The organism is Variovorax sp. M-6 (assembly GCF_052114385.1).
In the GTDB taxonomy this organism is placed as follows: Bacteria; Pseudomonadota; Gammaproteobacteria; order Burkholderiales; family Burkholderiaceae_C; genus Variovorax.
In genome coordinates, this window is record NZ_JBFREQ010000022.1 from 75,606 (window position 1) to 100,715 (window position 25,110).

General features: G+C 69.0%; 27 protein-coding genes. 19 read left to right on the forward strand and 8 right to left on the reverse strand.

All coding sequences use genetic code 11. The annotated features are described in order from the left end of the window. Positions 1-4 precede the first annotated feature (4 nt). The 3 genes from ureG to AB4Z46_RS22750 all read left to right on the forward strand — a co-directional run bounded on the left by ureG (position 5) and on the right by AB4Z46_RS22750 (position 3,438). On the forward strand, positions 5-655 hold the full coding sequence (ureG, locus tag AB4Z46_RS22740) for an urease accessory protein UreG (RefSeq protein ID WP_442285810.1): 651 nt from the start codon (positions 5-7) through the stop codon (positions 653-655). A gap of 139 nt (positions 656-794) precedes the next feature. Then, on the forward strand, positions 795-1,109 hold the full coding sequence (locus tag AB4Z46_RS22745; protein ID WP_442285811.1) for a hypothetical protein: 315 nt from the start codon (positions 795-797) through the stop codon (positions 1,107-1,109). A 79-nt stretch (positions 1,110-1,188) separates the two neighbouring features. Then, positions 1,189-3,438, forward strand: a complete 2,250-nt coding sequence (locus AB4Z46_RS22750) for a heavy metal translocating P-type ATPase (protein ID WP_442285812.1) — start codon at positions 1,189-1,191, stop codon at positions 3,436-3,438. Positions 3,439-3,535: 97 nt separating this feature from the next. Here the strand turns inward: AB4Z46_RS22750 and AB4Z46_RS22755 are convergent, their stop codons facing one another. From AB4Z46_RS22755 to AB4Z46_RS22770, 4 genes are read right to left on the reverse strand one after another with little or no spacing between them, the layout of a single operon-like run. Next, positions 3,536-4,978: an L-serine ammonia-lyase gene (locus AB4Z46_RS22755; RefSeq protein WP_442285813.1), complete on the reverse strand. Its 1,443-nt coding sequence runs from the start codon at positions 4,976-4,978 to the stop codon at positions 3,536-3,538. Further along, positions 4,951-5,931 carry an ABC transporter substrate-binding protein gene (locus AB4Z46_RS22760; protein WP_442285814.1) on the reverse strand — a complete coding sequence of 327 codons (981 nt, stop codon included), beginning with the start codon at positions 5,929-5,931 and terminating at the stop codon, positions 4,951-4,953. The genes AB4Z46_RS22755 and AB4Z46_RS22760 overlap by 28 nt, the downstream gene beginning before the upstream one ends. Positions 5,932-5,959: 28 nt before the next feature. After that, complete coding sequence (locus AB4Z46_RS22765) at positions 5,960-7,606, reverse strand: ABC transporter permease (RefSeq protein ID WP_442285815.1); 1,647 nt, start codon at positions 7,604-7,606, stop codon at positions 5,960-5,962. Between the two features lie 13 nt (positions 7,607-7,619). Continuing rightward, complete coding sequence (locus AB4Z46_RS22770) at positions 7,620-8,690, reverse strand: ABC transporter ATP-binding protein (RefSeq protein ID WP_442285816.1); 1,071 nt, start codon at positions 8,688-8,690, stop codon at positions 7,620-7,622. A 221-nt stretch (positions 8,691-8,911) separates the two neighbouring features. Between AB4Z46_RS22770 and AB4Z46_RS22775 the strand changes: the two genes are divergently transcribed. Next, positions 8,912-9,793: a LysR substrate-binding domain-containing protein gene (locus AB4Z46_RS22775; protein WP_442285817.1), complete on the forward strand. Its 882-nt coding sequence runs from the start codon at positions 8,912-8,914 to the stop codon at positions 9,791-9,793. Between the two features lie 8 nt (positions 9,794-9,801). Continuing rightward, positions 9,802-10,485 (forward strand): phosphoserine phosphatase SerB, encoded by a 684-nt coding sequence (gene serB / locus AB4Z46_RS22780; protein WP_442285818.1) that lies wholly within the window; start codon positions 9,802-9,804, stop codon positions 10,483-10,485. A gap of 79 nt (positions 10,486-10,564) precedes the next feature. Here the strand turns inward: serB and AB4Z46_RS22785 are convergent, their stop codons facing one another. Next, positions 10,565-10,996, reverse strand: a complete 432-nt coding sequence (locus AB4Z46_RS22785) for an HU family DNA-binding protein (RefSeq protein WP_442285861.1) — start codon at positions 10,994-10,996, stop codon at positions 10,565-10,567. 158 nt (positions 10,997-11,154) lie between these two features. On the opposite strand from AB4Z46_RS22785, the gene AB4Z46_RS22790 reads away from it, so the two are divergent. From AB4Z46_RS22790 to AB4Z46_RS22800, 3 genes are all read left to right on the forward strand, one after another. Beyond that, positions 11,155-11,571: an NfeD family protein gene (locus AB4Z46_RS22790; protein WP_442285819.1), complete on the forward strand. Its 417-nt coding sequence runs from the start codon at positions 11,155-11,157 to the stop codon at positions 11,569-11,571. 44 nt (positions 11,572-11,615) lie between these two features. Further along, positions 11,616-12,527, forward strand: a complete 912-nt coding sequence (locus tag AB4Z46_RS22795) for an SPFH domain-containing protein (RefSeq protein WP_442285820.1) — start codon at positions 11,616-11,618, stop codon at positions 12,525-12,527. Positions 12,528-12,589: 62 nt separating this feature from the next. Further along, on the forward strand, positions 12,590-13,330 hold the full coding sequence (locus AB4Z46_RS22800; protein WP_442285821.1) for an SDR family oxidoreductase: 741 nt from the start codon (positions 12,590-12,592) through the stop codon (positions 13,328-13,330). 25 nt (positions 13,331-13,355) lie between these two features. On the opposite strand, the gene AB4Z46_RS22805 is transcribed toward AB4Z46_RS22800, so the two are convergent. Beyond that, the gene (locus AB4Z46_RS22805; RefSeq protein WP_442285862.1) at positions 13,356-13,889 is read right to left on the reverse strand and encodes a nucleoside deaminase; all 534 of its coding nucleotides are present in this window, start codon (positions 13,887-13,889) and stop codon (positions 13,356-13,358) included. A 171-nt stretch (positions 13,890-14,060) separates the two neighbouring features. Here AB4Z46_RS22805 and AB4Z46_RS22810 point away from each other — a divergent pair, with 171 nt between their 5' ends. The 5 genes from AB4Z46_RS22810 to AB4Z46_RS22830 all read left to right on the forward strand — a co-directional run bounded on the left by AB4Z46_RS22810 (position 14,061) and on the right by AB4Z46_RS22830 (position 17,640). Beyond that, positions 14,061-14,252, forward strand: coding sequence for a hypothetical protein (locus AB4Z46_RS22810; RefSeq protein WP_442285822.1), 192 nt, complete (start codon positions 14,061-14,063; stop codon positions 14,250-14,252). Positions 14,253-14,431: 179 nt separating this feature from the next. Then, complete coding sequence (locus AB4Z46_RS22815) at positions 14,432-15,238, forward strand: MlaE family ABC transporter permease (RefSeq protein WP_442285823.1); 807 nt, start codon at positions 14,432-14,434, stop codon at positions 15,236-15,238. 34 nt (positions 15,239-15,272) lie between these two features. Next, positions 15,273-16,055 carry an ABC transporter ATP-binding protein gene (locus AB4Z46_RS22820; RefSeq protein WP_442285824.1) on the forward strand — a complete coding sequence of 261 codons (783 nt, stop codon included), beginning with the start codon at positions 15,273-15,275 and terminating at the stop codon, positions 16,053-16,055. After that, positions 16,052-17,038: an MlaD family protein gene (locus AB4Z46_RS22825; protein ID WP_442285825.1), complete on the forward strand. Its 987-nt coding sequence runs from the start codon at positions 16,052-16,054 to the stop codon at positions 17,036-17,038. Before AB4Z46_RS22820 ends, AB4Z46_RS22825 begins: the two co-directional genes overlap by 4 nt. Further along, positions 17,035-17,640, forward strand: a complete 606-nt coding sequence (locus tag AB4Z46_RS22830; protein ID WP_442285826.1) for a PqiC family protein — start codon at positions 17,035-17,037, stop codon at positions 17,638-17,640. The genes AB4Z46_RS22825 and AB4Z46_RS22830 overlap by 4 nt, the downstream gene beginning before the upstream one ends. 43 nt (positions 17,641-17,683) lie before the next feature. On the opposite strand, the gene AB4Z46_RS22835 is transcribed toward AB4Z46_RS22830, so the two are convergent. Next, entirely contained in the window at positions 17,684-17,992 is a 309-nt protein-coding gene (locus AB4Z46_RS22835) for a DUF4124 domain-containing protein (RefSeq protein ID WP_442285827.1), read from the reverse strand. Between the two features lie 174 nt (positions 17,993-18,166). Here AB4Z46_RS22835 and AB4Z46_RS22840 point away from each other — a divergent pair, with 174 nt between their 5' ends. After that, positions 18,167-18,403 carry a hypothetical protein gene (locus tag AB4Z46_RS22840; protein WP_442285828.1) on the forward strand — a complete coding sequence of 79 codons (237 nt, stop codon included), beginning with the start codon at positions 18,167-18,169 and terminating at the stop codon, positions 18,401-18,403. Between the two features lie 18 nt (positions 18,404-18,421). On the opposite strand, the gene AB4Z46_RS22845 is transcribed toward AB4Z46_RS22840, so the two are convergent. After that, positions 18,422-19,156: a GntR family transcriptional regulator gene (locus tag AB4Z46_RS22845; protein WP_442285829.1), complete on the reverse strand. Its 735-nt coding sequence runs from the start codon at positions 19,154-19,156 to the stop codon at positions 18,422-18,424. Between the two features lie 288 nt (positions 19,157-19,444). Between AB4Z46_RS22845 and AB4Z46_RS22850 the strand changes: the two genes are divergently transcribed. The 5 genes from AB4Z46_RS22850 to AB4Z46_RS22870 all read left to right on the forward strand — a co-directional run bounded on the left by AB4Z46_RS22850 (position 19,445) and on the right by AB4Z46_RS22870 (position 25,091). Continuing rightward, a complete protein-coding gene (locus tag AB4Z46_RS22850) occupies positions 19,445-20,770 on the forward strand; it encodes an aromatic ring-hydroxylating dioxygenase subunit alpha (RefSeq protein ID WP_442285830.1) in 1,326 nt (441 codons plus the stop codon). 13 nt (positions 20,771-20,783) lie between these two features. Further along, positions 20,784-22,223 (forward strand): glutamine synthetase family protein, encoded by a 1,440-nt coding sequence (locus tag AB4Z46_RS22855; protein ID WP_442285831.1) that lies wholly within the window; start codon positions 20,784-20,786, stop codon positions 22,221-22,223. Between the two features lie 7 nt (positions 22,224-22,230). After that, entirely contained in the window at positions 22,231-22,554 is a 324-nt protein-coding gene (locus AB4Z46_RS22860) for a 2Fe-2S iron-sulfur cluster-binding protein (protein WP_442285832.1), read from the forward strand. Beyond that, the gene (locus tag AB4Z46_RS22865; protein WP_442285833.1) at positions 22,554-23,813 is read left to right on the forward strand and encodes an NAD(P)/FAD-dependent oxidoreductase; all 1,260 of its coding nucleotides are present in this window, start codon (positions 22,554-22,556) and stop codon (positions 23,811-23,813) included. The genes AB4Z46_RS22860 and AB4Z46_RS22865 overlap by 1 nt, the downstream gene beginning before the upstream one ends. 84 nt (positions 23,814-23,897) lie before the next feature. Further along, positions 23,898-25,091: an ABC transporter substrate-binding protein gene (locus AB4Z46_RS22870; protein ID WP_442285834.1), complete on the forward strand. Its 1,194-nt coding sequence runs from the start codon at positions 23,898-23,900 to the stop codon at positions 25,089-25,091. Positions 25,092-25,110: the final 19 nt, after the last annotated feature.

The following is a 25,110-nucleotide window of genomic DNA, read 5'->3' on the forward strand; positions in this document are numbered from 1 at the left end:
GCCCATGTCCACCGCACTCCACCACATCCCGCACCGCACCAAGAAGCTGCCGCCGCTGCGGGTCGGCATCGGCGGCCCGGTCGGCTCCGGCAAGACCACGCTGCTCGAGATGCTGTGCAAGGCCATGCGCGACAAGTACGACCTGATCGCGATCACCAACGACATCTACACCAAGGAAGACCAGCGCCTGCTGACGGTGGCCGGCGCGCTGCCGGCCGAGCGCATCATGGGCGTGGAGACCGGCGGCTGCCCGCACACCGCGATCCGCGAGGACGCCTCGATCAACCTCGAGGCAATCGACCGCATGCTGGTCCAGTTTCCCGATGCCGACGTGGTGTTCGTGGAATCGGGCGGCGACAACCTGGCGGCCACCTTCAGCCCCGAGCTCTCCGACCTGACGATCTACGTGATCGACGTCGCGGCCGGCGAGAAGATCCCGCGCAAGGGCGGCCCCGGCATCACCAAGAGCGACCTGTTCGTGATCAACAAGACCGACCTCGCGCCCTACGTCGGCGCCGACCTCGGCGTGATGGAGGCGGACACAAAACGCATGCGCAAGCAGCGGCCCTTCGTGATGACCAATCTCAAGACACGCACCGGCCTCGCCGAGGTGGTGGCCTTCATCGAAGAGCGCGGGATGCTCGGCGAGGCCTGAAGCTCGCACAGAGCTCAATTTGTGACGGCCGCCGTGAAATGGTCCGCATCTTGCTGTAAGGCTAGACCATAGGGCTTGTATCGCGATGTCACCCGAAGCGCGATACTTCCACAACGAGTTACGAGTCAACAGCGCCATCATGGCTTCAGAAGCGATCTTTCATCCGGCGACCGGCAGCGTGCAGTTCGCCATCTACCCCGACGGCCACGACGGCGCCCGCATCATTGCCCGCATCGACGAAGAGGCGCTGCAGGCGCGCTTCCAGGCGCCCGAGGACCGCGACGCCGACCTGGTGCTGGCCTATGCGCGCAACGCGGACGCCATCGATGCGATGGCCACGGCCCGGTACCGCGAGAATCCGGCGGTGGCGGTCTGCCTGCACAGCGACGACTTCCTGCGGACGGGCGGCGCGGCGGGCCTGCCGGAACGCAGAGCCACGGCGGACGTGGCCTGAGGCGCGCCGACCTGCTCGACATCCGTCCTCCTCCGGCGCGGCTTGACCTTGAAGTTACTTCAGGGTTTCCAATGGCTTCATGGCAAGAAACACCCCTGAAACCTCGAACGCCGGCATCCGCGCGCCAGCCCATCCTCCCCCCGCGTCCTGCTGCGCGGCCGACCATGCGGCCGCCGCGCCCCTGCCGATCGGGCCGGGCGCGCCCAACACCTACCGCATCCCGACCATGGACTGCAGCGCCGAGGAGTCGGAGATCCGCCGCGCGGTCGAGCCGATCGCGGGCATCCGCGGGCTGCACTTCCAGCTCGGCCAGCGAACCCTGAGGATCGACGGCGCCGACGACGCGCTGACGAAGGCGCTGGCGGCCATCCGCAAGGCCGGCTTCGTGCCGGAGCCGGTCGGCGCCGGCCCTTCGCCGGACGCAGCCGGCGCGCCGCCGCACGACCATGCGCACGGCCACCACGGCGGCAGCGGCTACCTGCGCTTCGCGGCCGCCCTGGGCTTCGCGATCGTGGCCGAAGGGGTGTCGTACTTCGCGCCGGACACCCTGGGCTGGAAGGTCGCAGGGATGGCCATCGCCGCACTGGCCATCGCGCTCGCCGGCCTCGAGACCTATGCCAAAGGCCTGGCGGCGCTGCGGCATGCCCGGCTCAACATCAACGCGCTGATGTCGGTGGCCGTGACCGGCGCCTTCCTGATCGGCCAGTGGCCGGAGGCCGCCATGGTGATGGCGCTGTACGCCATCGCCGAGCTGATCGAGGCCCGGGCAGTCGACCGGGCCCGCAACGCGATCAAGGGCCTGGTCGACCTGGCACCGGCCGAGGCCGAGGTGCGGCAGGACGGCGGCGCGTGGCTGCGCGTCAAGGCGAGCGAGATCGCCCTCGGCACGATCGCCCGCGTCAAGCCCGGCGAGCGGGTGGCGCTGGACGGCATCGTCACGCGGGGCCACAGCAGCATCGACCAGTCGCCGGTCACCGGCGAGAGCATTCCGGTCGACAAGAGTCCGGGCGACGCGGTCTTCGCAGGCACCATCAACCAGGCCGGCGAGATCGAGTTCCGCGTCACCGCGGCCGCCAGCGACACCACGCTGGCGCGCATCATCCACGCGGTCGAGGAAGCCCAGGGCACCCGGGCGCCGACCCAGCGTTTCGTCGATCGCTTCGCGGCGATCTACACGCCGGCGGTGTTCGCGCTGGCCGTGGCGGTCGCGCTGCTGCCGCCGCTGCTGCTGGGCTGGCCCTGGCTGGCCGCGCTCTACAAGGCGCTGGTGCTGCTGGTGATCGCCTGCCCCTGCGCGCTGGTGATCTCGACGCCGGTCAGCGTCGTGAGCGGCCTGGCATCGGCCGCGCGGCGCGGCATCCTGATCAAGGGCGGCACCTACCTCGAGAACGCGCGCCTGCTGAAGGCGGTGGCCGTCGACAAGACCGGCACCCTCACCGAGGGCAAGCCGAAACTGGTGGCGTTCCAGCCTTGGGGCCAGGCCGACCAGGCCCGGGCAGGCCGGCTGGCCAAGAGCCTGGCGGCGCGCTCCGACCATCCGGTGTCGCAAGCCATCGCGGCCGGCCTGCCGGACCCGGCCCTCGAGGCGGACGACTTCCGGGCGCTGCTGGGGCGCGGCGTCGAGGGCGTGGTCGACGGCCAGCGGCTGGTGCTGGGCAACCATCGGCTCATCAGGGAGCGCCAGCAGGCCGATCCCGCGCTCGAGGCCGAACTCGGCGCTCTCGAGGCGCAAGGCCGCACCGTCACGCTGCTCGCCGACGAGCGCGGCGTGCTGGCCCTGTTCGCGGTGGCCGACACGATCAAGCCCAGCTCGATCGAGGCCATCGCGCAGCTCAAGCGCCTGGGCGTGGCGCCCGTGATGCTGAGCGGAGACAACCAGGCGACCGCGCAGGCCGTGGCCCGCGAGGCCGGCATCGACGACGCGCGCGGCGGCCTGCTGCCGGAAGAGAAGCTGCGCGCCATCCAGGACATGCGGCAGCGCTACGGCCCGACCGCGATGGCCGGCGACGGCATCAACGACGCGCCGGCCCTGGCCCAGGCCGACATCGGCTTCGCGATGGGCGCGGCGGGCACCGACACCGCGATGGAGGCGGCCGACGTGGTGATCATGAACGACAACCTCGGCCGCATCGCCGAGACGATCCGCCTGTCGCGCCGCACCCACGCGGTGCTGTGGCAGAACATCGGCCTGGCGCTGGCGATCAAGCTGGTCTTCTTCGTGCTGGCCGTGTTCGGCGCGGCGACCATGTGGATGGCGGTGTTCGCGGACATGGGCGCGAGCCTGCTGGTGGTGGCCAACGGCCTGCGGCTGCTGCGCCGCGCTGGCTGACAAAACGGCATTGTCTAGCTGATGCACCAGGAATGGCGAATATCTCCCGGTGCATCAATCAGCGGCAGGCGCCTGGTTGAAGCGACCGCGCGGGCGGTCAGCACTCGACGATGTTGACGGCGAGGCCGCCGCGGGAGGTTTCCTTGTACTTGGTTTTCATGTCCGCGCCGGTCTGCATCATGGTCTTGATGACCTTGTCGAGCGACACGAAGTGCGAGCCGTCGCCGCGCAAGGCCATGCGCGCCGCGTTGATGGCCTTCACCGCGCCCATCGCGTTGCGCTCGATGCACGGGATCTGAACCAGCCCGCTGACGGGGTCGCAGGTCATGCCCAGGTTGTGCTCCATGCCGATCTCGGCGGCGTTCTCGACCTGGCCCGGCGTGCCGCCCATCACCGCGGCGAGCGCGCCCGCCGCCATCGAGCAGGCCACGCCGACCTCGCCCTGGCAGCCGACCTCGGCGCCCGAGAGCGAGCCGTTCTTCTTGTAGAGGATGCCGATGGCGGCCGCGGTGAGCAGAAACTCGACCACCGCCTCGTCGCCCGCGCCGGGAAAGAAGCGCTGGTGGTAGTGCAGCACGGCCGGGATCACGCCCGCCGCGCCGTTGGTGGGCGCGGTGACCACGCGCCCGCCGGCCGCGTTCTCTTCGTTGACGGCCATGGCGTACAGGTTGACCCAGTCCATCGCCGCGAGCGGGTCCGGCGCGGCCTGCGCCGTGCGGCTGCCCTGCAGCTGCCCGAACAGGTCGGCCGCGCGCCGCCGCACCTGCATGCGCCCGGGCAGGGTGCCGGTGCTGGCGCAGCCGCGGCGCACGGCGCCGGCCATGGCGTCCCACACCTGCAGCAGCTGCGATCGCACCTCGGCCTGTGGCCGCCATTGCGTTTCGTTGGCCATCATCAGCGCGGCGATCGACAGGCCCTGCGCCCGGCATTGCGCCAGCAGCTCCGCCCCGGTATCGAAGGCAAAGGGCAAGGCGGCGGGCGCCGGACGCTGCACGCCGGCTTCGTTGCGCACGCTCTCGCTCTGCGCATCGACGACGAAGCCGCCGCCCACCGAAAAGTAATCCGCCTCGGCGAGGGCCTGCCCCTGCGCGTCCAGTGCGATGAAGCGCAGGCCGTTCGGGTGCTGCGGCAGACTCTTGCGCAGGAAGAGCAGGTGCTCCTTCTCGTCGAACGCCACGGCGTGCCTGCCGAGCAACCGCAGCCGCCGCTCCTGCCGGATGGCCGCGACGGCGGGCTCGATGGTGTCGGGGTCGATCCGGTCCGGCCGATGGCCTTCGAGCCCGAGCAGCACGGCGCGGTCCGTGCCGTGGCCGCGGCCGGTGGCGCTCAGCGAGCCGTACAGCTGTGTCACCAGCGCGGCCACCTGCGGCAGCAGGCCTCGCGATTGCAGCAGGCAGGCGAACTGCCGCGCCGCGATCATCGGCCCGACCGTGTGCGAACTCGAGGGGCCGATGCCGATCTTGAAAAGATCGAAGGCGCTGACCGGCGTCGAATGCGCCTTCGCCGCGCCCGTCACCGCGCCTTCACCGCCAGGTTCCACAGGGCCACGAGTTGCTCGTACTCCGCCGATGCCGCCTCCTGGTCGAGCGGGAAGATCTTGATGGCGCTCAGGTCGGGCAACGAGGTCAGCTTGGACACCGCGATGTCGCTGCGCACCGGACGGCGGAAGTTCTTCACCAGCAGTTCCTGCTGCGTCTCCTTGCTCAGCAGTCCGTTGTAGAGCGCGACGGCAGCGTCCAGGTTCTTCGCGCCCTTCACGATGAACATGCCTTCGGGCGCCAGGTAGCTGCCTTCGGTGGGGTAGACCAGCTTGATCTCCTTCTGGCCGCCCGCGACATACTCCTGCGCCGCGTACTCGATGGTCAGGCCCACCGGGTACTCGCCGGCGGCCACGCCCTTGTAGGTGCTGCCCGACGACGCGGTGATGACCGCGTTGGCCGTCAGCTTTTCGAGGCCGTCGCGGCCGAACTGCTTGAGCAGGCCATACACCAGCATGTAGGCCGTGGCGCTCTTGCTCGGGTCGGTGATGGCGAACTTGCCCTTCCACTCGGGGCGCATCAGGTCCGACCAGGTCTTGGGCGCGGCCATGCCCTTGAGCTGGCGCTCGTTGACCATCATCACCATGACGTGCACGTTGGTGCCGACCCACAGGTCGTTCGGGCCGCGGAACGCCGCGGGCACAGCCGCGAGGTCGGGCGACCTGTACGGCGCCATCTGGTCCTTGTAGGCGCCCAGCGTGCCGAAGCCACCGCTCCACAGCACGTCGCCGCGCGGGTTCTTGGCCTCGGCCTGGATGCGTTTCATCAGCGTGCCTGTGCCACCGGTGACCTGCTGCACCGTGAGCCCGGGCGTCTTCTTCTTGACCACGGCCAGCGCGGTCTCGACGGTTTCGGTGTTGTTGGACGAGTAGAGCACCACCGTCTGCGCACCCGCGACGCCCGCCGTGAGGGCCAGGATCGCAATCGCGCATTTCGCCAGGGACTTGAAGGACATGAAAGCCTCGCAGGTTGAAGTGAGTTGGTTATTTGCTGGAAAACAGATTGACGCGGAACACCTTGATCGCCACCACGATGGGCAGCAGGATCACGCTGACCAGCGCCGCGCCGTACGCCGAGGCGAGGCCGAGCCGGCCGCCGTCGACCTGGCGGAAGATGGCGATGGGCATGGTCTCCAGGCCGCCCGTGTAGACCACGATGGAGGCCGACAGCTCCGAAATCGTCGTCACCCACATCAGGATGGCGGCCGAGATGATCGAGGCCTTCATGGCCGGCAGCAGCACCTTGAAGAAGGTCTTCAGCGGCGACACGCCCAGGCTGATCGACGCCTCTTCGATGGAGTCCGAGATGTTGAACAGCGTCGACGACGCGTTGCGCACCGCGAAGGGCAGGCGGCGCACCGTGTAGCACAGCACCATGATCCCCGAGGTGCCCGCCAGCACCAGCCAGCCGGTGTTGAAGGTCTGCACCAGCGCAATGCCCAGCACCGTGCCCGAGATGGTCAGCGGGAGCACCACGATGTAGTCCAGCAGCTGGGTGAAGGGGTTGCGCTTCTTGATCGTCAGGTAGCTCACGAGCACCGCGAAGGCCACGCCCACCACCGTCGCCATCGATGCGAACTTCAGCGAGTTGATGATCGGCTCGGGCGCACCGCGCAGCGCGCGCTCCAGGCTCGACAGCGACCACTGGCCCCAGCGCATCACGGGCCCGCTGGTTTCGGTGAAGGCGCCCACGAAGACGATGAGCAGCGGCAGCATCGACAGCACGATGATCACGCCCACGCTGAGCGTGTAGAGCACCGCCGCGCCCGAGCGCACGCGAACCACCGCCGGCGCGCGGCCCTGCGTCATCGTGTAGATCTTGCGTTCGACCACGCGCTTCTGGAAGAACAACACGATGGCCACGATGCCGATGGACACCACCGACATCGCGCTTTGCAGCGTCGCGCTGCCGCCCATCTCGCCGACGAAGGCGTTGTACGTCATGACCGACAGCAGCGGCACGCTGCTGCCCAGCACCACGGACAGCGCGAAGTTGCCCACCACCAGCGTGAAGACCACCAGCGCATTCACCAGCACCGCGGGCAGGATCACCGGCACCAGCACGCGCAGCTTGGTCACCAGCGGCGAGGTGCCCAGGCTCAGGCCGGCTTCTTCCAGCTGCCCGTCGAAGCCGCGCAGCGCGGCCAGCACGCCCAGGTAGATGTAGGTGTAGTAGACCAAGGTCATGGAGAACACCATGCCGGTCCAGCCGTAGAACGTCGGCAGCGTGATGCCCGCGTCCGAGAGCAGGTTGGTCACCAGCCCGTTGTTGCCGAGCAGCAGCAGCCACGACTGGCCGACGATGATCTCGGGGATCACGATGGTCATGATCGGCAGCACGGCCACCAGGTTCTTCAGCGGGAAGTCGCAGCGCGCCACCATGTAGGCGAAGGGCACGCCCACGGCCACGGTGCAGGCCGTGACCGACACGCCGAGCACCAGCGTGTTGCGAAACGCGAGCAGGTATTCGCTGTCCTGAAGCAGCGTGACGAAGCCGGACAGCGAGAACGCGCCCGACTCGTCGCGCACGCTGTTGACGAACAGCGTGCCCAGTGGAAAGAACACAAAGAACAGCAGCAGCAACAGGCTCAGCAGGGTCAGGAAACCCCAGGGCCACCAATTGATTTTCATGGCGTGCGTCCGTTCAGGCGGCGACGACGCGGCTGTCGGCCGGCACGAGCACCTGCACCGCATCGCCCGCCTGGAAGTCGGCCACCATGTTGCCGGCATGCAGCTCGACACGGATCTCCGAGTTGTCGTGCAGCCGGATGCGGTAGGCGGTCTTGAAGCCCAGGTACTGGCGGCGCAGCACCTCGCCCACGATGGCGTTGGGCACATGGGGCGCGGACGCCATCAGCGACAGCGCCTCGGGGCGCGCGATGAGGATGCCCTGCGCGCCCAGCGAGGCGCCGCCCTGCATGCCGTCGAGCTGCTGGCCGCACAGCTGGTAGCGCACGTGCGACGAGGCTCTCCCGGTGGACTCGGCCGGCACGGGAATCACGTTGGCCGAGCCGATGAAGTCCGCCACGTAGGCGTTCACCGGCGTGCCGTACAGCTCTTCGGGCGTGCCCAGCTGCGCGATGCTGCCGCGGTCCATGATGGCGATGCGGTCCGACATGGCCAGCGCCTCTTCCTGGTCGTGCGTGACGAACACGGTGGTGATGCCGGCCTCGCGCACCAGGTCCAGGATCACGTCGCGCATCTGCAGGCGCATCTTCGCGTCGAGGTTGGACAGCGGCTCGTCCATCAGCAGCACGCGCGGGCGGATCACCAGCGCGCGGGCCAGCGCGACGCGCTGGCGCTGGCCGCCGCTCATCTGCGCCGGGTAGCGGTCGGCCAGTGCCAGCAGGCTCACCTTGTCCAGCGCCTCGTTGACGCGCCGGGCGATCTCGGCCTTGGGCACCTTGCGCGCGCGCAGGCCGTAGGCCACGTTGTCGAAGGCCGTCTTGTCGGGGAACAGCGCGTAGTCCTGGAACACCATGCCGATGTCGCGGTGGTGGGTGGACACGCGCGTCACGTCGTCCTGGTCGAACAGGATGCGGCCGCCGTCGGGCTCGTTGAAGCCCGCGATGCAGCGCAGCAGGGTCGTCTTGCCGCAGCCGCTGGGGCCCAGCAGGGTGTAGAAGGCGCCATCCGGCACATGCAGCGACAGGTTCTGCAGCACCGTCTGGTTGGCGAACTGCTTCACGACGTTGTCGATGGTGATGGAAGCCATGTCTCTTGTTCAGGGTGGAAGGAAACGCGATGCTAGGTGCGCCCCCTGCGCGCCACCAGCCGTATTTTTTAAGGCGACCGGTTAGTTTTTCTGCAGGCTTCCCGGTCTACCATGCCCGCCGGCCTCCGACCCCCGGGCGGCACGCAAACGAACACGAAAAACATGAGGAAGACAAGCCCGCTCGCCAAGGTACGGATGTGGTGACCCGACGCCTCCCCCCCTTGAAAGCGCTGCGCGCTTTCGAGGCGGCGGCGCGCCATGCCAACTTCACCGCGGCCGCCGACGAACTCAGCATCACGCACAGCGCCGTCAGCCAGCAGATCCGCCTGCTGGAGGATTACCTGGGCCAGCCGCTGTTCGCGCGCGAGGCCCGCGGCGCGACGCTGCTGCCGCATGCGCGCGACTACTTCGCCGAGGTGCAGGCCAGCCTGGACCGCATCGCCGGCGCCACGGCGGCGCTGAAGTCACCCCACCAGCGCAGCAGCCTGCGCGTGTGCACCACGCCGTCGCTGGCGATGAAATGGCTCATTCCGCGGCTGGCCGGGTTCCAGGCTCTCGCGCCGCAGACCGACGTGCAGTTGTCGACCCTGGGCCGCCAGTTCTTCGATCAGGCCGAGGCCGGCAACGACGTGCTGATCCGCCGCATTCCCATGCAACGCCCCGACCACACCTGCGTGCGCTGCCTGGACGACCACCTCGTGGCCGTGGCGTCACCGCGCTTCATCGAGCGGCACCGCATCGCCAGCATTGCCGACTGCCTGGGCCACCCGCTGCTGCAGGCGACGGGCGGGCTGGAGAACTGGCCGCGCTGGTTCGAGCTGGCCGGCGTGCACGTGCCGCCCCAGCTGCCGGGCCCCGTGTTCGATCACCAGTTTCTTTGCATGCAGGCGGCCATGAACGACCTGGGGCTCACGCTGGCACCCTGGTGCCTGCTCGAAGAAGACATCCGCGCCGACCGGCTGCGCCTGGTGTTTCCCGACCCCCGCCTGCCGGCCTCCGGCGTCTACGCGCTGTACCGCACCGAAGGGCCGGTGGCCGCGCTGGCGCGGCAGTTCGTCGACTGGCTCGGCACGCAGCACTGGAACGCGGAAAGCCCCACGTGATGAACACCATGCCCCCTCTTCCTTCCCTGCGACTGTCGGACTTCAAGCTGATCGCCTTCGACATGGACTCGACGCTGATCGACATCGAGACGATCGACGAGATCGCCGACATCGCGGGCTTCGGCCCCGAGGTCGCGGCCATCACCGAAGCCACGATGCGCGGCGAGATCACCGACTACAAGGACAGCCTGCGACGGCGCGTGGCCCTGCTGCGCGGCGTGCCGCTGTCGGCGCTGCAGGCCGTGTACGACCAGCGCCTGCACCTGAATCCCGGCGCCGAGACGCTGATCGACGCCTGCAAGAAGGCCGGCCTGCGCGTCGTTCTGCTGAGCGGCGGCTTCACCTTCTTCACCGACCGCCTGCGAGAGCGGCTGCAGCTGGACGACTCGCGCTCCAACATGCTGGAGATCGAATCCGGCCGGCTGACGGGGCGCATGCTGCGCCAGCCCTGGGGCGACATCTGCGACGGTGAAGCCAAGAAGGACAAGCTGCTCGAATGCTGCCGCGCGATGGACATCTCGCCGGCCCAGGCCATCGCCGTGGGCGACGGCGCGAACGACCTGCCGATGATGCGCGCGGCCGGGCTGTCGGTGGCCTACCACGCGAAGCCCAAGGTGCGCGAGGCTGCCATGCTGGCGATCGACGAAGGCGGGCTCGACCGGCTGCTCGGCCTGCTGCACGAAGGCGACTGAGTTTCCGCTCAGGCCTCGAGGTACTCGGCCTCAAAAAAAAACGGCCCCGAGGGGCCGTTCTTCTTGCTGGACGCCAGGCTTACTTGCGTGCCTTCTTGGCCGGAGCAGCAGCGGCCTTCTTGGCGGGGGCGGCCTTCTTGGCAACCGGCTTCGCAGCAGCCTTCTCGGCCTTGCGCTTGGCGGCCTTGGGGTCGACGGCAGCCTTGAATGCGGCGCCCGCCACGAACTTCGGCACCTTCTGGGCTGCGATCTTGATCGCGGCGCCAGCCTGGGGGTTGAAGCCGGTACGGGCAGCGCGTGCCACTTGCTTGAAGGTGCCGAAGCCGATCAGCTGGACCGGCTCGCCCTTCTTCACGGCGGCGACGATGGAACCGGTGACGGTTTCCAGGATGCGCGCGGCTTCGGCCTTGCTGACGTTGTGGGCGGTGGCGATCTTCTCGACCAGTTCGATACGGTTCACTTCAAATTTCCTATGGATGGTTTCGCCATGTTGCCTATGGCGGCGCAGCATGCGACGCAAGCTGCAAGCGGCGCGCAGTGTAGCGCAGCCGGCGGGGCCGCCCCGGCAGCGGCATCGCGCCGGATTCCCCGGCACCCGTGGAAGGGCATCGAAGGGACGGCTATCCTCGAAGCACCTCGGCCCCCTGCCGGAGTGTGAAAAGGACAGACATGACAGCCCCCTCTGTTTGGTGGTTGATGACCTTCGCGCTGGTCGCGCTCGAGCTCGTCACCGGCACCATCTACGCCCTGCTGATCGCGATCGGCTTCGCGGTCGGTGCAATTGCCGCGCACCTCGGCGCCGCCACCCCGACGCAGATCGTCTGCGCCGCGGTCGCCTGCGTGGCCTTCGTCGGCGGCTGGTACCTGCGCTCGTCGCGGCGCCCGAAGGCCCGGCTGGTGGACGTGCAGATCGACGTCGGCGAACAGGTCACGGTCCCGGCCTGGACCGAAGGCCGCACGGCCGAGGTCCGCTACCGCGGCGCCACCTGGCAGGTCAAGCCCGTGGCCGGCGCGACCACGGTGCCCGGACTCCATCGCATCGTCGACGTGCAGGGCAACTTCCTCGTCGTCGAGTTCATCGGCTGAAGCGCCGCGAACAAGGCGTCCCCCATTACCAACTGAAAGTCTTCATGGAAATTTCGATCGTTCTCCTCGTCGTCGCGATACTGTTCGTCGCCAGAGCCGTCAAGTTCGTCCCGCAGCAGCACGCCTGGGTGGTCGAGCGGATGGGCAAGTACAACGCCACGCTGCTGCCCGGTGCCAACTTCCTGGTGCCCTTCATCGACCGCGTGGCCTACCGGCACAGCCTCAAGGAAGTGCCGCTCGACGTTCCGAGCCAGGTCTGCATCACGCGCGACAACACCCAGCTCACGGTCGACGGCATCCTGTACTTCCAGGTCACCGATCCGATGCGCGCCAGCTACGGCTCGTCGAACTACATCGTCGCCGTCACGCAGCTGGCCCAGACCTCGCTGCGCAGCGTGATCGGCAAGCTCGAACTCGACAAGACCTTCGAGGAGCGCGACATCATCAACGCCCAGGTCGTGGCCGCGATCGACGAGGCGGCGCTCAACTGGGGCGTGAAGGTGCTGCGCTACGAGATCAAGGACCTGACGCCGCCGAAGGAGATCCTGCACGCGATGCAGTCGCAGATCACGGCCGAGCGCGAGAAGCGCGCCCTGATCGCGGCCTCCGAAGGGCGCCGCCAGGAGCAGATCAACATCGCCACCGGCGAGCGCGAAGCCGCGATCGCCCGCTCGGAAGGCGAGAAGCAGGCGGTCGTGAACAAGGCGCAGGGCGAGGCCGCCGCGATCAGCGCCGTGGCCGAAGCCACCGCGGGCGCCATCGCCCGCATCGCCGAGGCCATCGAGAAGCCCGGCGGCCATTCGGCGGTGCAGCTCAAGGTCGCCGAGGAAGCGCTCCAGGCCTACGGCAAGGTGGCCGACAAGTCGAAGACGACGCTGATCGTGCCCAGCCACATGACCGAGGTGTCGACGCTGATCACGTCGGCGATGACGCTGGTCAAGGGCCCCGCGAGCTGAGCGGCAGCTCCGGGTTTGCGGATCTACATTCGAACGCCATCCATCCATCGAAAGGGGCCTCCATGGCGCAATCGCAAGCTCAGGGAAAAGTCGCGCTGGTGATCGGCGCCGGGGACGCGACGGGCGGCGCCATCGCGGCGCGCTTCGCCAGGGAAGGCTACATCGCCTGCCTCACGCGGCGCTCGGCCGACAAACTGCAGCCGACGGTCGAGGCCATCCGCGCGAGCGGCGGCCAGGCCTTCGGCTACGGCAGCGACGCTCGCAAGGAAGAGGACGTGATCGCGCTCGTCGAACAGGTCGAGAACGCGCACGGCCCGATCGAGGTGATGGTCTTCAACATCGGCGCCAACGTGCCGTGCAGCATCCTCGAGGAAACCGCGCGCAAGTACTTCAAGGTCTGGGAGATGGCCTGCTTCGGCGGCTTCCTCAACGGCCGCGAGGTGGCCAAGCGCATGGTCGTCCGCGGCCGCGGCACCATCCTCTTCACGGGCGCCACCGCGGGCCTGCGCGGCGCCGCCAACTTCGCCGCCTTCGCCGGCGCCAAGCATGCGCTGCGCGCCCTGGCGCAAAGCATGGCGCGCGAACTCGGGCCCCGCAACATCCATGTGGCGCACGTGGTGGTCGACGGCGCGATCGACACCGAGTTCATCCGCACCGGCTTTCCCGAGCGCTACGCGCTGAAGGACCAGGACGGCATCCTGAACCCCGCCCACATCGCCGACAACTACTGGCACCTGCACACGCAGCCGCGCGACGCCTGGACCTTCGAGCTCGACCTGCGGCCCTACATGGAGCGCTGGTAGGTCTTCGTCCCGGGCGACGGCCGCGTCAGGCGCCGCCGTGCCAGAAATCGCGATGCGGCGCCGCGGCCTCTTCCTCCAGCAGCGGGCCAACCACCTCGACGCGCCGCTGCCCGCGCGCGAACACCTCGCGGCACGGCAGGGAAAAGGTGGGGTTCTCCGGATGGTCGCCCGTGAGCCCGAGCAGCGCGTGCTCCGACAGCGCATAGACCACGCGGCCGATGCCGGTCCAGTACACCGCGCCGGCGCACATGCAGCAGGGCTCGGCGCTGGTGTACAGCGTACAGCCGGCGAGCTGCCCGGGCGTGAGCTTGCGCGCCGCCTGGGCCGCGGCCACCAGCTCGGCGTGCTGGGTCGGGTCGCCTTCGGGGGGCATCGAGTTGTTGCCGGCCGTCGTCACGACCTGGCCGTCGGCGTCGGCCACGAGCGCGGCGAAAGGGTGGCGGCCCCGGGCGCGGGATTCGGCCGAGAGGCTGATCGCGAGGCGCAGCAGTTCGAGGTCGCGCGCGGAGAGCGTGGCGGGCGTCGATGGCGGTGTGGGCTCTGGAAAGGGCTGGGTCATGATGGCGTGCAGGGTCAATCCGGGTTCCGAGGCGCAGGCCGCGGTGGTGCGTTGTCATCCGAGCGCAACGTCCGGTGTGCGATATGCACGATCCCGTGCCTTCGTCCGCCGGCCGTCACGCGCCTGACGCCATTGTTGGGGAAGATCGAGGCCCACCCCAAGGAATTCGCCATGAACAGCCGCATCCGCTCGATCCGCGCCGGCCGCACGCCGAAGCCCACGGCGCGGCGTTCCATTGCCGAGGCGCTCTCGCGCAAGCTGGGCACGCTGGTCGGGACCGATCGGCGCCGCGAACAGCTGGCCCGCCAGCGCCTCGAGCGGCTGGAGCCCGATCAGCGCCTGCGCGAAGTCGGCGAGTGGTAGCCTGAACCGGCCGCGCGGCCGCCGCCTCTCGCGGCCCGGCGATCCATTCGCTACCATCGGCGGATCATCCCTGCCTGCCGAATGATCCCGCACACCCCTTTCGATCGCCAGACTCCCGTTGCGCAGCCAGCGCGAAAGAACCACGGGATGCCCGCGCGCGTCGCCGGCCTGGGGTTCGCTTGAGCGACGCCAGGGGCACGGCGCCAGGCATCGGCGCGCTGCTGCGGTCGGCCGCCGCCCCGCTCGAGCGGCCCGTGCACTTCCTCGGCGAGGTGCTGCTGTCCGCCGGTGCCGCGCTGCGCGGCGGCTGGACCTTCCGCCCCGAGGACCTCGGGCGCGTCCTGGCCGACTGCAGCGCCAGGGCGGTGCCGATCGTCCTGGTCGTGAACCTGCTGGTGGGCGCGATCCTCGCGTTCGTGGGCGCGGTGCAGCTCGCCAAGTTCGGCGCCGGCATCTTCGTCGCCGACCTGGTGGGCATCGCGGTCGCGCGCGAGATGGCGGCCATCATCACGGCCGTGGTCATCGCCGGGCGCACCGGCGCCGCATTCGCCGCCGAGATCGCGACCATGCAGGCCAACGAGGAGGTCGATGCGCTCGAGGTGCTGGGCCTGACCGCGGTCGACTTCCTGGTGCTGCCGCGCGTCGCCTCGCTGCTGCTGATGATGCCCCTGCTCTACGTGTTCGCCTGCCTGGCGGGGCTGCTGGGCGGCATGATCGTGTCGGTCGCCATGCTCGACGTGTCGGGCACCGCCTACATGCAGCGCACGGCCGAGGCGCTGACCTGGACCCACCTGGGCCTGGGCATGGGCAAGTCGCTGACCTTCGGCGCCCTGGTCGGCATGGTCGGCTGCTACTACGGCCTGCGCGCCAAGCGCAACGCGGCCGGCGTCGGGGTGGCGACCACCGGCGCGGTGGTGACCAGCATCGTCGGCATCATCGTGCTCGACGCCATCTTCGCCCTGTGCGCCAATGCGCTGGACATATGAAGCACCCCCGAAGCGCCTGCGGCGCCCCATCGACATGAGCCTGCTCGCGGTGGACCACCTCGTCATGCAGTTCGGCGACCGGCTGATCCAGAAAGACGTGTCGCTCACGGTCGAGAAGGGCTGCATCTTCGCCGTCATGGGCGGCAGCGGCTGCGGCAAGAGCACGCTGCTCAAGCACCTGGTGGGCCTGCTGCCGCCGGCGGCCGGCACCGTGACCTACGACGGCGTCGACTTCTGGGCCAGCGACGATGCGCAGCGCAGCGCGCTGCGCTCGCGCTTCGGCATGCTGTTCCAGAGTGCCGCGCTGTGGTCGTCGATGACGGTGCTCGAAAACGTCTGCCTGCCGCTCACGCGACAGACCCGGCTCGATGCGAAGCAGCGCGAAGCCAAGGCGCGCGAGGTGCTCGAATGGGTCGAGCTGGGCGAGTTCGCGGGCTTCTATCCGTCGTCGCTGAGCGGCGGCATGAAGAAGCGCGCCGGCCTCGCGCGCGCCATTGCCGCCGAGCCCCCGCTGCTGTTCCTCGACGAGCCCTCGGCCGGCCTGGACCCGATCAGCTCGCGCCGGCTCGACGACCTGATCCTCGACATCCGGCACCGCACCGGCGCGGCCGTGGTCTTCGTGAGCCACGAGCTGCCGAGCCTGTTCGCGATCGCCGACGACGGCATCTTCCTCGATGCCGACAGCAAGCAGCCGATCGCGCACGGCTGCCCGCGCGAACTGGCCCGTCAGGATGTGCATCCGACGGTGCATGCCTTTCTCCATCGGGAGGTGCCGCCCGCGGCCGCACCTGCCTCCACCGCCAAGGCAACCCCATGAAACGCAACGCCCTGCTGATCGGCGGCTTCGTCGTCGCCGCCTTCGCCATCGCCATCGCCGCCATCCTCTGGCTCGGCGGCAACGACCTGTTCACCCGCCAGCAGAAGGCCCGCGTGTACTACCAGGGCAATGTGAGCGGACTGTCGGTCGGCGCGCCCGTGACCTTCCGCGGCGTCGCAATCGGGCAGGTGACGGACATCGGCATCCAGATGGACGCCGCTTCGCTGAAGACCACGGTCCCGGTCTCGCTCCGGCTGCAGCCCTCGGCGCTGCGCCTGACCCATGTCACCGAGGGCAAGGCCCTCGACCTGCCGGACCTGGTGCAGCGCGGGCTGCGCGCCCGGCTGGCTTCGCAGAGCATCGTGACCGGCCAGAAGGCGATCGAGCTCGACTTCCTGCCCAACACGCCGGCCGTCCTGGTGGGCGGCCCCGGCGCGCCCGAGATCCCGGCGGTGGCTGACCGGTTCGGGGCCCTGATCGACCAGGTCGCCAACCTGCCGCTGCACGACACGGTGGCGGACATGCGCCAGGCGGTGCAGGAGCTGAGCACGACGCTGGTGTCGGTGCAGCGCGCGCTCGACGGCGCCCAGGGCGTACTGGCAGGCGCCGCGAAGGAACTGCAGCTGACCGGTGCCGATTCGCGCAAGACGCTGGCGGCCGCGACCGAGGCCATCCGCCAGCTGCAGGGCAGCTCGGAGACCACGCTGCGATCGATCACGCAGCTGGCCGACAGCTCGCGCCAGACGGTGCTCGCGGCCCAGCCGGAATTGCAGCGCACCCTGGTCGGCGCCCGGCAGGCCTCGGAAACCGCCAAGCTCGCGATGGAACGGCTGGCGGACGTCGCGGCGCCCGGCGCGCCGCTGCGCGGCGATTTCGAATCCGCGATCAAGGATCTTTCACAAGCGGCGCGCAGCCTGCGCTCCTTGAGCGAGCAGCTCGAGGAAAGGCCCAACGCCATCATCTTCGGGAACCCACGCCAATGAATGCACCGATCCGATGGGCGGCCTGGCCGCTGGGCGCCGCGCTGGCGGCGACGCTGGTGGCTTGCGCCTCGACGCCGGCGCCGGTGCTGCTGACGCTGCCGCCGGCCGTGTCGGCACCGGTCGCTGCTTCCGCGCCGGCCACCGTCCGCGTGCTGGCCGTGGGCCGGCCCGAAATTCCGGAATACCTGGTCGCGCGCCGCGTGCGCTACCGGGCCGAGGCCAGCACGCTGGGCGAGTGGCCCGACACCTTCTGGGCCGAGCGCATCGAGATCGGGGTCGCGCGCGAGTTCAGCGCCGCGTTGGGCGAGCGCCTGCCCGGCTGGCGCCTGTGCGAGGCCAGTTGCAGCGAGCAGTCGCCCGCACTTTCGCTGCAGGTGGTGCTGAGCCGCATGGACTACGTGCGCAGCGAACAGCGCCTCAAGGCGACGGCGCGCATCTCGCTGTGGAGCACGGACCGCGCGCCGCGGCTGCTGCACGGCGGCGAGTTCAGCTACGACATCCCGGGCGATGCCGACAGCGCGCCATCGCAGGCGCGGGCGTTGACGGAACTGCTACGCCGGGTGGCCGCGCAGGCCGCGACTTCGGTCGCCGCCGTGCCCTGAGCCGGGAAGCGCGGCAGCCGAACGCGATCCGACGCTGGCCGCGCTACCTCAGCGCCTGCTTCTCCGAGCGGCGCTCGATCGAACGATGGGCCGGTATGAAGTCGTACTGCCCGCCCCCGCCCCGCACCCGCACGGTGTGCATGTCCGGCACCGCAAGTCGATCGGCACCGCTGCCGTGCGCGCCCGACTGCAGCGGCTGGCCGGAGAACGCCGAGCCGCACGGCCGGTCGGACAGGACCGTCTGGCCGCGTTCATCCTTGCAGCGATGGATCTCGGCGGATGCCACCGCGCTTGCCGCACAGATGCTGAACACGACGATCGTTCGGGCCACGTGCTGAACCAGGAAGGGCATGGGTCGCTTTCGGTGTTTCGGCGATCCTAGGGGCGCAGGGTCTGCTTGAAACAAGTTGTATCAAAGTGATCGCGCCATTCGTGAAAAAGGTCTCGAACGCAGGGGGAAAACCGGCAAGTGCGCGCTCGACCGCCGGATCTAAGATGCAGTCCCGCTCCCGAGGAAAGCATCTCCATGAAAAAGATCGCGCTCACCTCCGTCGCATGGATCCTCGCTGCCGTGGCGAGCTTCGCATCTGCCCAGGGCGATGGCGGCAGCCAGACCCGGTGCGAACTCCAATACAGCACGTGCAAGCAGACGGCCAAGGCCGACTACCAGTTCTGCAAGACCGCCTCGGAGAAGAACTGCCGCCCGCGGCTCGACAAGGCACTCAGGAACTGCAGCGCCGGACGCAACAGTTGCCAGAACTAGCCTAGCCAGAACCCGCGACTAGGTCCGGGCCTTGCCCGCCACCAGCCGCATCCCCGGCATCAGCTCGGCGGCGAGTTCGGGCCGCTCGAGCGCGTACTCGAGATTCATGCGCGCGATCTCCACGTGCTCCTCGCCCAGCGCCTGCGCGCGCGAACCCTGGCCGCGCTCGATGGCCTGCACCATCGCGTGGTGCGTGCGATGGGCCTGCTTCATCCACTGGTGCCCTTCTTCCATCGACGACTGCATCGGCAGCATCGCGCTCGGCGACGCGAAGGGCTGGCCGTCGAGCATGTCCATCACGCGCTGCAGCGCGACGTTGCCGCAGCCTTGCATGATGAGCTTGTGGAAGCGGTCGTTCATCTCGACATAGGCCGCGTAGTCGTCCAAGCCCATGTCGGCCTTGTTGACCGCCTTGTCGCCATCGTCGAGGCACTCGTGCAGGTCGCGCAGCAACTGGCGCGAAGCGCCGTCCTCGGCCAGCAGGCGGGCGGCAAAGCCCTCGATCACGCCGCGCACGCGGATCGCATCGGCGATCTCCTGCGAGGTGAAGCGGCGCATCTGGTAGCCGCCGCTGGGCGACTGCTCGATCAGGCCCTCGTGCTCCAGGCTGGTCAGCGCCAGCCGCACGGGCGTGCGCGAGGCACCGAGTTTTTCCGCCAGCGGGATCTCCGCCAGCCGTTCTCCGGGCACGAATTCACCCTTGAGTATCAGGTCGCGGAGTTGAACCAGCACACGGGATTGTTGGGAGTCCATCTGGGTCGGCAAAGCGAAGGGATGGCTCGATTCTAAGGAGAACGCTGGCCATTGCACACAAGCGTCGCCAGCTGGTCCGGTTGTTGCATGCATCGAAAGAATGATGCATTCACTTGAGTCGAATGCACCGAACTGGCGCGCCATGAAGTAGGTGTTAACCCTTTGATTCAGGCCGCTACCATGCAATCCTCACCGAAAACAATTGACCTTGGACAAAGACAGCTTAGACAATGTATGCAATTGCATGCAGTGCATGTTTCCAACTGTCACCCCCTCGATGGAGCACCCATGATCAGCGCTGAACAAAACGATTTCATCACCCGGGTCGGCCCCGGCACTCCGGCGGGCGCGCTGCTGCGCCGCTACTGGCAACCGGTGGCGCTCGCCGACGAACTCGCCGGACCGCGCCCGGTCAAGCCGGTGCAATTGATGGGGCAGCACTTCGTCCTGTTCCGCGACGAGAAGGGCCAGCTGGGCATGCTCGACCGCGACTGCCCGCACCGCGGCGCCGACCTGGCCTTCGGCCGCCTCGAGGACGGCGGCCTGCGCTGCCCCTTCCACGGCTGGCTGTTCGACGCCAAGGGCAACTGCCTGGAGACCCCGGCCGAGCCTGCCGGCAGCAAGCTCTGCAGCCGCATCAAGCAGGCCGCCTATCCGGTGGTCGAGCGCGCCGGCACCGTGTTCGCCTACATCGGCGAAGGCGAGCCGCCCGCGTTCCCCGAGTTCGACTGCTTCGTGGCGCCCGACTCGCACACCTTCGCCTTCAAGGGCCTGTTCGAGTGCAACTGGCTGCAGGCGCTGGAGGTCGGCATCGACCCCGCGCACGCCTCGTACCTGCACCGCTTCTTCGAGGACGCGGACACGTCGGAAAGCTACGGCAAGCAGTTCCGCGGCGCCTCGGCCGACTCCGACATGCCGATCACCAAGGTGCTGCGCGAGTACGACCGCCCGGAGATCAGCGTCGACCCGACCGACTACGGCATGCGCCTGACCGCGCTGCGCAAGCTCTCGGAAACCCAGACCCACGTGCGCGTGACCAACGTGGTGTTCCCGCAGGCCTTCGTGATCCCGATGAGCGCCGAGATGACCATCTCGCAATGGCATGTGCCGGTCGACGACACGCACTGCTACTGGTATGCGATCTTCACCAGCTTCACCGGCCCGGTCGACAAGCAGCAGATGCGCGACCAGCGGCTCAAGCTCTACGAGCTGCCCGACTACACCTCGCGCAAGAACAAGCGCAACAACTACGGCTACAGCATCGACGAGCAACTGACCGAGACCTACACCGGCATGGGCGACGACATCAACGTGCACGACCAGTGGGCCGTCGAGTCGCAGGGCCCGATCCAGGATCGCACGCGCGAGCACCTGGGCAGCACCGACAAGGGCATCATCGCCTACCGCCGAATGCTGGTGAAGGCCATCGAAAGCACGCAGGCCGGCGAAGGCGCCCCCATGCTCATCGACGCCGCGCAGGCCGGCGCGCTCACCGGACCGCCGTCGATCGACGGCATCGGCGAGTCCGGCAACACCGACGGCTACTGGCAGAGCGCCGACCGCGAACGCCGCCTCAAGTCGGACTGGGCCTCGGCCCGCCTGGCCGCTGCCTGAGCCCGCGCACGCCATGAGCTCCTTTGTAGACCGCCACGGCCTCTGGTCCGACGACCAGCTGAAGCAGGCCCACGAACTGGTGCGCCGCATCGATGCCGGTGAAATCGATGTGGTGCGTTTCGCCTGGCCCGACCAGCACGGCCTGCTGCGCGGCAAGACCCTGGTCGCCAGCGAGGCCCGCGCCGCGCTGTGGGACGGCGTCAACCTGACCTCCACGCTGCTCGCCAAGGACACCTCGCACAAGACCGTGTTCCCGGTGTTCGCGGCCGGCGGCGGCTTCGCCATCGAAGGCTTCCAGGGCGGCGCCGATTTCACGATCGTGGCCGACCCCTCGACCTTCAAGGTGCTGCCGTGGACGCCGCGCACGGGCTGGATCCTGTGCGATGCCTATATGGCCGACGGCAAGCCCTGCCCCTATGCCACGCGCCAGATCCTGCAGCGCGCGGTGCACCAGCTCGGCGAGATGGGGCTGGACTTCATCGCCGGCCTCGAAGTCGAGTTCCACGTCTTCAAGCTCGACGACGCGCGCATGGGCCTGGCCGATTCGGGCCAGCCCGGCGAGCCGCCGCGCGTGTCGCTGCTGTCGCACGGCCACCAATACCTGACCGAGCTGCGCTACGACCGCGTCGATGCCGTGATGGAGCTGCTGCGCTCGCAGCTGATCGGGCTCGGCCTGCCGCTGCGCTCGCTCGAGATCGAGTTCGGCCCGAGCCAGTTCGAGCTGACCTTCGGCCCCACGGCCGGCGTGCTGCCGGCCGACACCATGGTGCTGCTGCGCAGCGCCATCAAGCAGATCTGCCAGCGCGCGGGCTACCACGCCACCTTCATGTGCCGTCCGCGGATCCCGAACGTGATGTCCAGCGGCTGGCACCTGCACCAGTCGCTGCGCCGCAAGAGCGACGGCGTGAACGCCTTCATGCCCTCGGAGCCCGGCCAGGACTTGAGCGACCTCGGCCTGCACTACCTCGGCGGCCTGAAGGAGCACGCCTGCGGCTCGGCAGCACTGGCCAGCCCGACGATCAACGGCTACCGCCGCTACCGCCCCTTCTCGCTGGCGCCGGACCGCGCCATCTGGGCCCGCGACAACCGCGGAGCCATGCTGCGCGTGCTGGGCGGCGTCGGGCAGAATGCGACGCGCATCGAGAACCGCGTGGGCGAGCCGACCGCCAATCCCTACCTCTACCTCGCGTCGCAGCTCTTCTCGGGGCTCGACGGCATCCGCAACAAGACCAACCCCGGCCCGTCGGCCGACGCCCCTTACGAAACGCCCGCCGAACACCTGCCACGCTCGCTCGGCGACGCGCTCGCCTGCCTGCGCCAGGACGCGATGCTGAACGAACAGATGGGCAAGACCTTCGTCGACTACCTGTGCCACATCAAGGAAGCGGAGATCGCCCGCTTCAACCTCGAAGTCAGCGAGTGGGAACACCGCGAGTACTTCGACATGTTCTGACCCCGCCATGCCCACGATCCACTACATCCTCAAGGACGGCAGCCGCCGCAGCGTCGACGCCAAGGCCGGCTCCAGCGTGATGGAGAACGCCATCCGCGGCAACATACGAGGCATCGACGCCGAATGCGGCGGCTCCTGCTCCTGCGCGACCTGCCATGTCTACGTCGACGACGCCTTCATCGACCGCCTGCCGCCGCCGGACGAGGTGGAGGGCGAGCTGCTCGACGGCGTGGCCTCCGAGCGGCAGCCCGGCAGCCGCCTGAGCTGCCAGCTCGCGATGACCGCCGAGCTCGACGGCCTCACAGTTCGCGTCCCCGAGACCCAGAGCTGATGCCCGCCGCCCACCCCCTGGTGATCGTCGGCGCGTCCTATGCCGGCGTCCAGCTCGCCGCCAGCGCGCGCGAGCTCGGCTTCGAGGAGCGCATCCTCATCGTCGGCGACGAGGTGCACGCGCCCTACCAGCGCCCGCCCTTGTCCAAGGGACTGCTGACCGGCAAGACCACCCTCGACCAGTTGCCCTTGCGCGGCCCCGACTTCTTCGAACAGAACCGCATCGAGCTGCTGCTCGGCCGCCGGGCCGAAGCGCTGGATGCCGGTGCGCGTTCGGTGACGCTGGACGACGGCGCCGTACTCGACTACGGCTGGCTCGCGCTGGCCACCGGCGCGCGCTGCAGGCCGTTCACGCTGCCGGGCTCGAATCTCGACGGCGTGCTCGACCTGCGCACGCTCGACGATGCGCTGCGCGTCGCCCAGGCCGCCGAGCGCACGCAACGCGCCTGCGTGATCGGCGGCGGCTTCATCGGCCTCGAAGTCGCTTCGGCGCTGCGCGCGCGCGGCGTCGCGGTGACGGTGATCGAAGCACAGCCGCATCTGCTCGCGCGCGCCTTCCCGCCCGCGATGTCGGCCTTTGTCGAGAATGTGCACCGCCGCCGCGGCGTCGAGCTCCTGACCGGCCGCGGCGTGCGCGCGCTGCATGGCGACCAGGGCCGCGTGGCCGCGGTCGAGCTCGACGACGGCCGGCGCATCGACTGCGACCTGGTCGTGCTCGGCATCGGCGTGCTGCCCAATGCCGAGCTGGCACAGCAGGCCGGCCTCGCCGTCGACAACGGCATCGTGGTCGACATGCTGGGCCGCACCTCCGCGCCGCGCGTGCTGGCCGCGGGCGACGTCGCCAACATGGCGTTGCCGCCGGCACCCGGCGCACCGGCGCGCGTGCGGCTCGAGTCGATCCAGGCCGCCAACGACGGCGCCAGGGCGCTGGCCTCGCTGATCGTCGGGCACGAACGGCCCTGCACGGCCGTGCCCTGGTTCTGGAGCGACCAGTTCGACCTCAAGTTCCAGATGACCGGCCTGCCCGCGCAAGGCGACGAGGTCGTGCTGCGCGGCGACATGGCAAGCGACCGCTTCAGCGTGTTCTACCTGCGCGGCGGCACGCTGGTGGCCGCGCACTCGGTGAACAGGCCCGCCGAGCACATGCTGAGCCGCAAGCTCATCGGCGCCCGCGCCCGCTTCACGGCCGGGCAGCTCGCCGACGAATCCTTCGACCTCAAGTCGGCCCCGACGACCGCACTGGAGGCCGCGACCTCCTGAGTTCCGGGGCGCATCCCGGCCCCACCCGTTTTCCCAACCACCCTGCCCGCCGGCCCACCGGCTTCACTGAACGGAGCTTCCACGATGATGAACAAGAGAAACGCGCTCGCCACCCTGACGCTGGCCTGCCTCGGTGCCTTCGGCGCCATGGGCGCGGCCCACGCAGCCGACGAGCCGCTTCGCATCGGCCTGATCGCGACCTACTCGGGCCCCTATGCCGACTACGGCCGCCAGTTCGACGCCGGCGTGGCGCTGTACCTCAAGGAACACGGCGGCAAGATCGCCGGCCGGCCGGTCGAGATCATCAAGAAGGACACGGCGGGCCCGGCGCCCGACGCCGCCAAGCGCATCGCACAGGAACTGGTGGTGCGCGACAAGGTGGGCATCCTCACCGGCCTGGACTTCAGCCCCAACGCCTACGCCGTGGCGGCCATCGCCACGCAGGCCAAGATCCCGACCATCGTGATGAACGCGGCGTCCTCCGCCATCACCAGCAGCTCTCCCTACGTGGCGCGGCTGTCCTTCACCGTGCAGCAGGTCACCGACCCGATGGCGCGCTGGATGGTCAAGCAGGGCGTGAAGGAAGCCTACACGGTGGTCGCCGACTACGCCTCGGGCGTCGACGCCGAGACCGCGTTCAAGAAGGCCTTCACGGCCGAGGGCGGCAAGGTGGTCGGCGAAGTCCGCACGCCCATGAACAACCCCGACTTCTCGGCCTACGTGCAGCGCATCAAGGATGCCAAGCCGCAGGCGGTGTTCTTCTTCTTTCCCTCGGGCGTGATGCCGCCGGCCTTCCTCAAGGTCTGGAAGGAGCGCGGCATGGAAGAAGCGGGCATCAAGCTCTACGCCACCGGCGAGGCGACCGACGACAGCTACCTCGACGCCACCGGCGACGTGGCGCTGGGCCTGCTCACGAGCCACCACTATTCCTACGCGCATCCGTCGCCGAAGAACCAGAAGTTCGTCAAGGACTTCGCGGCCGAGTTCGGCGGCAAGCTGCGCCCGAGCTACTTCGCCGTGACCGCCTACGACACGATGGCCGCGATCGACCTCGCGCTCGCCAAGACCAAGGGCGACGTCTCGGGCGACAAGGTCATGGAAGCCCTCAAGGGCCTGAGCTTCGAGAGCCCGCGCGGCCCGGTCCAGATCGACCCCGCGACGCGCGACATCGTGCAGACGGTCTACATCCGCAAGACCGAACGCGCCAAGGGCGAGCTCGTGAACGTCGAGTTCGACAAGTTCGAGCGCGTCAAGGACCCGGCCAAGGAAAGCAAGTAAGCCGAGCGGCCGCCGCGAC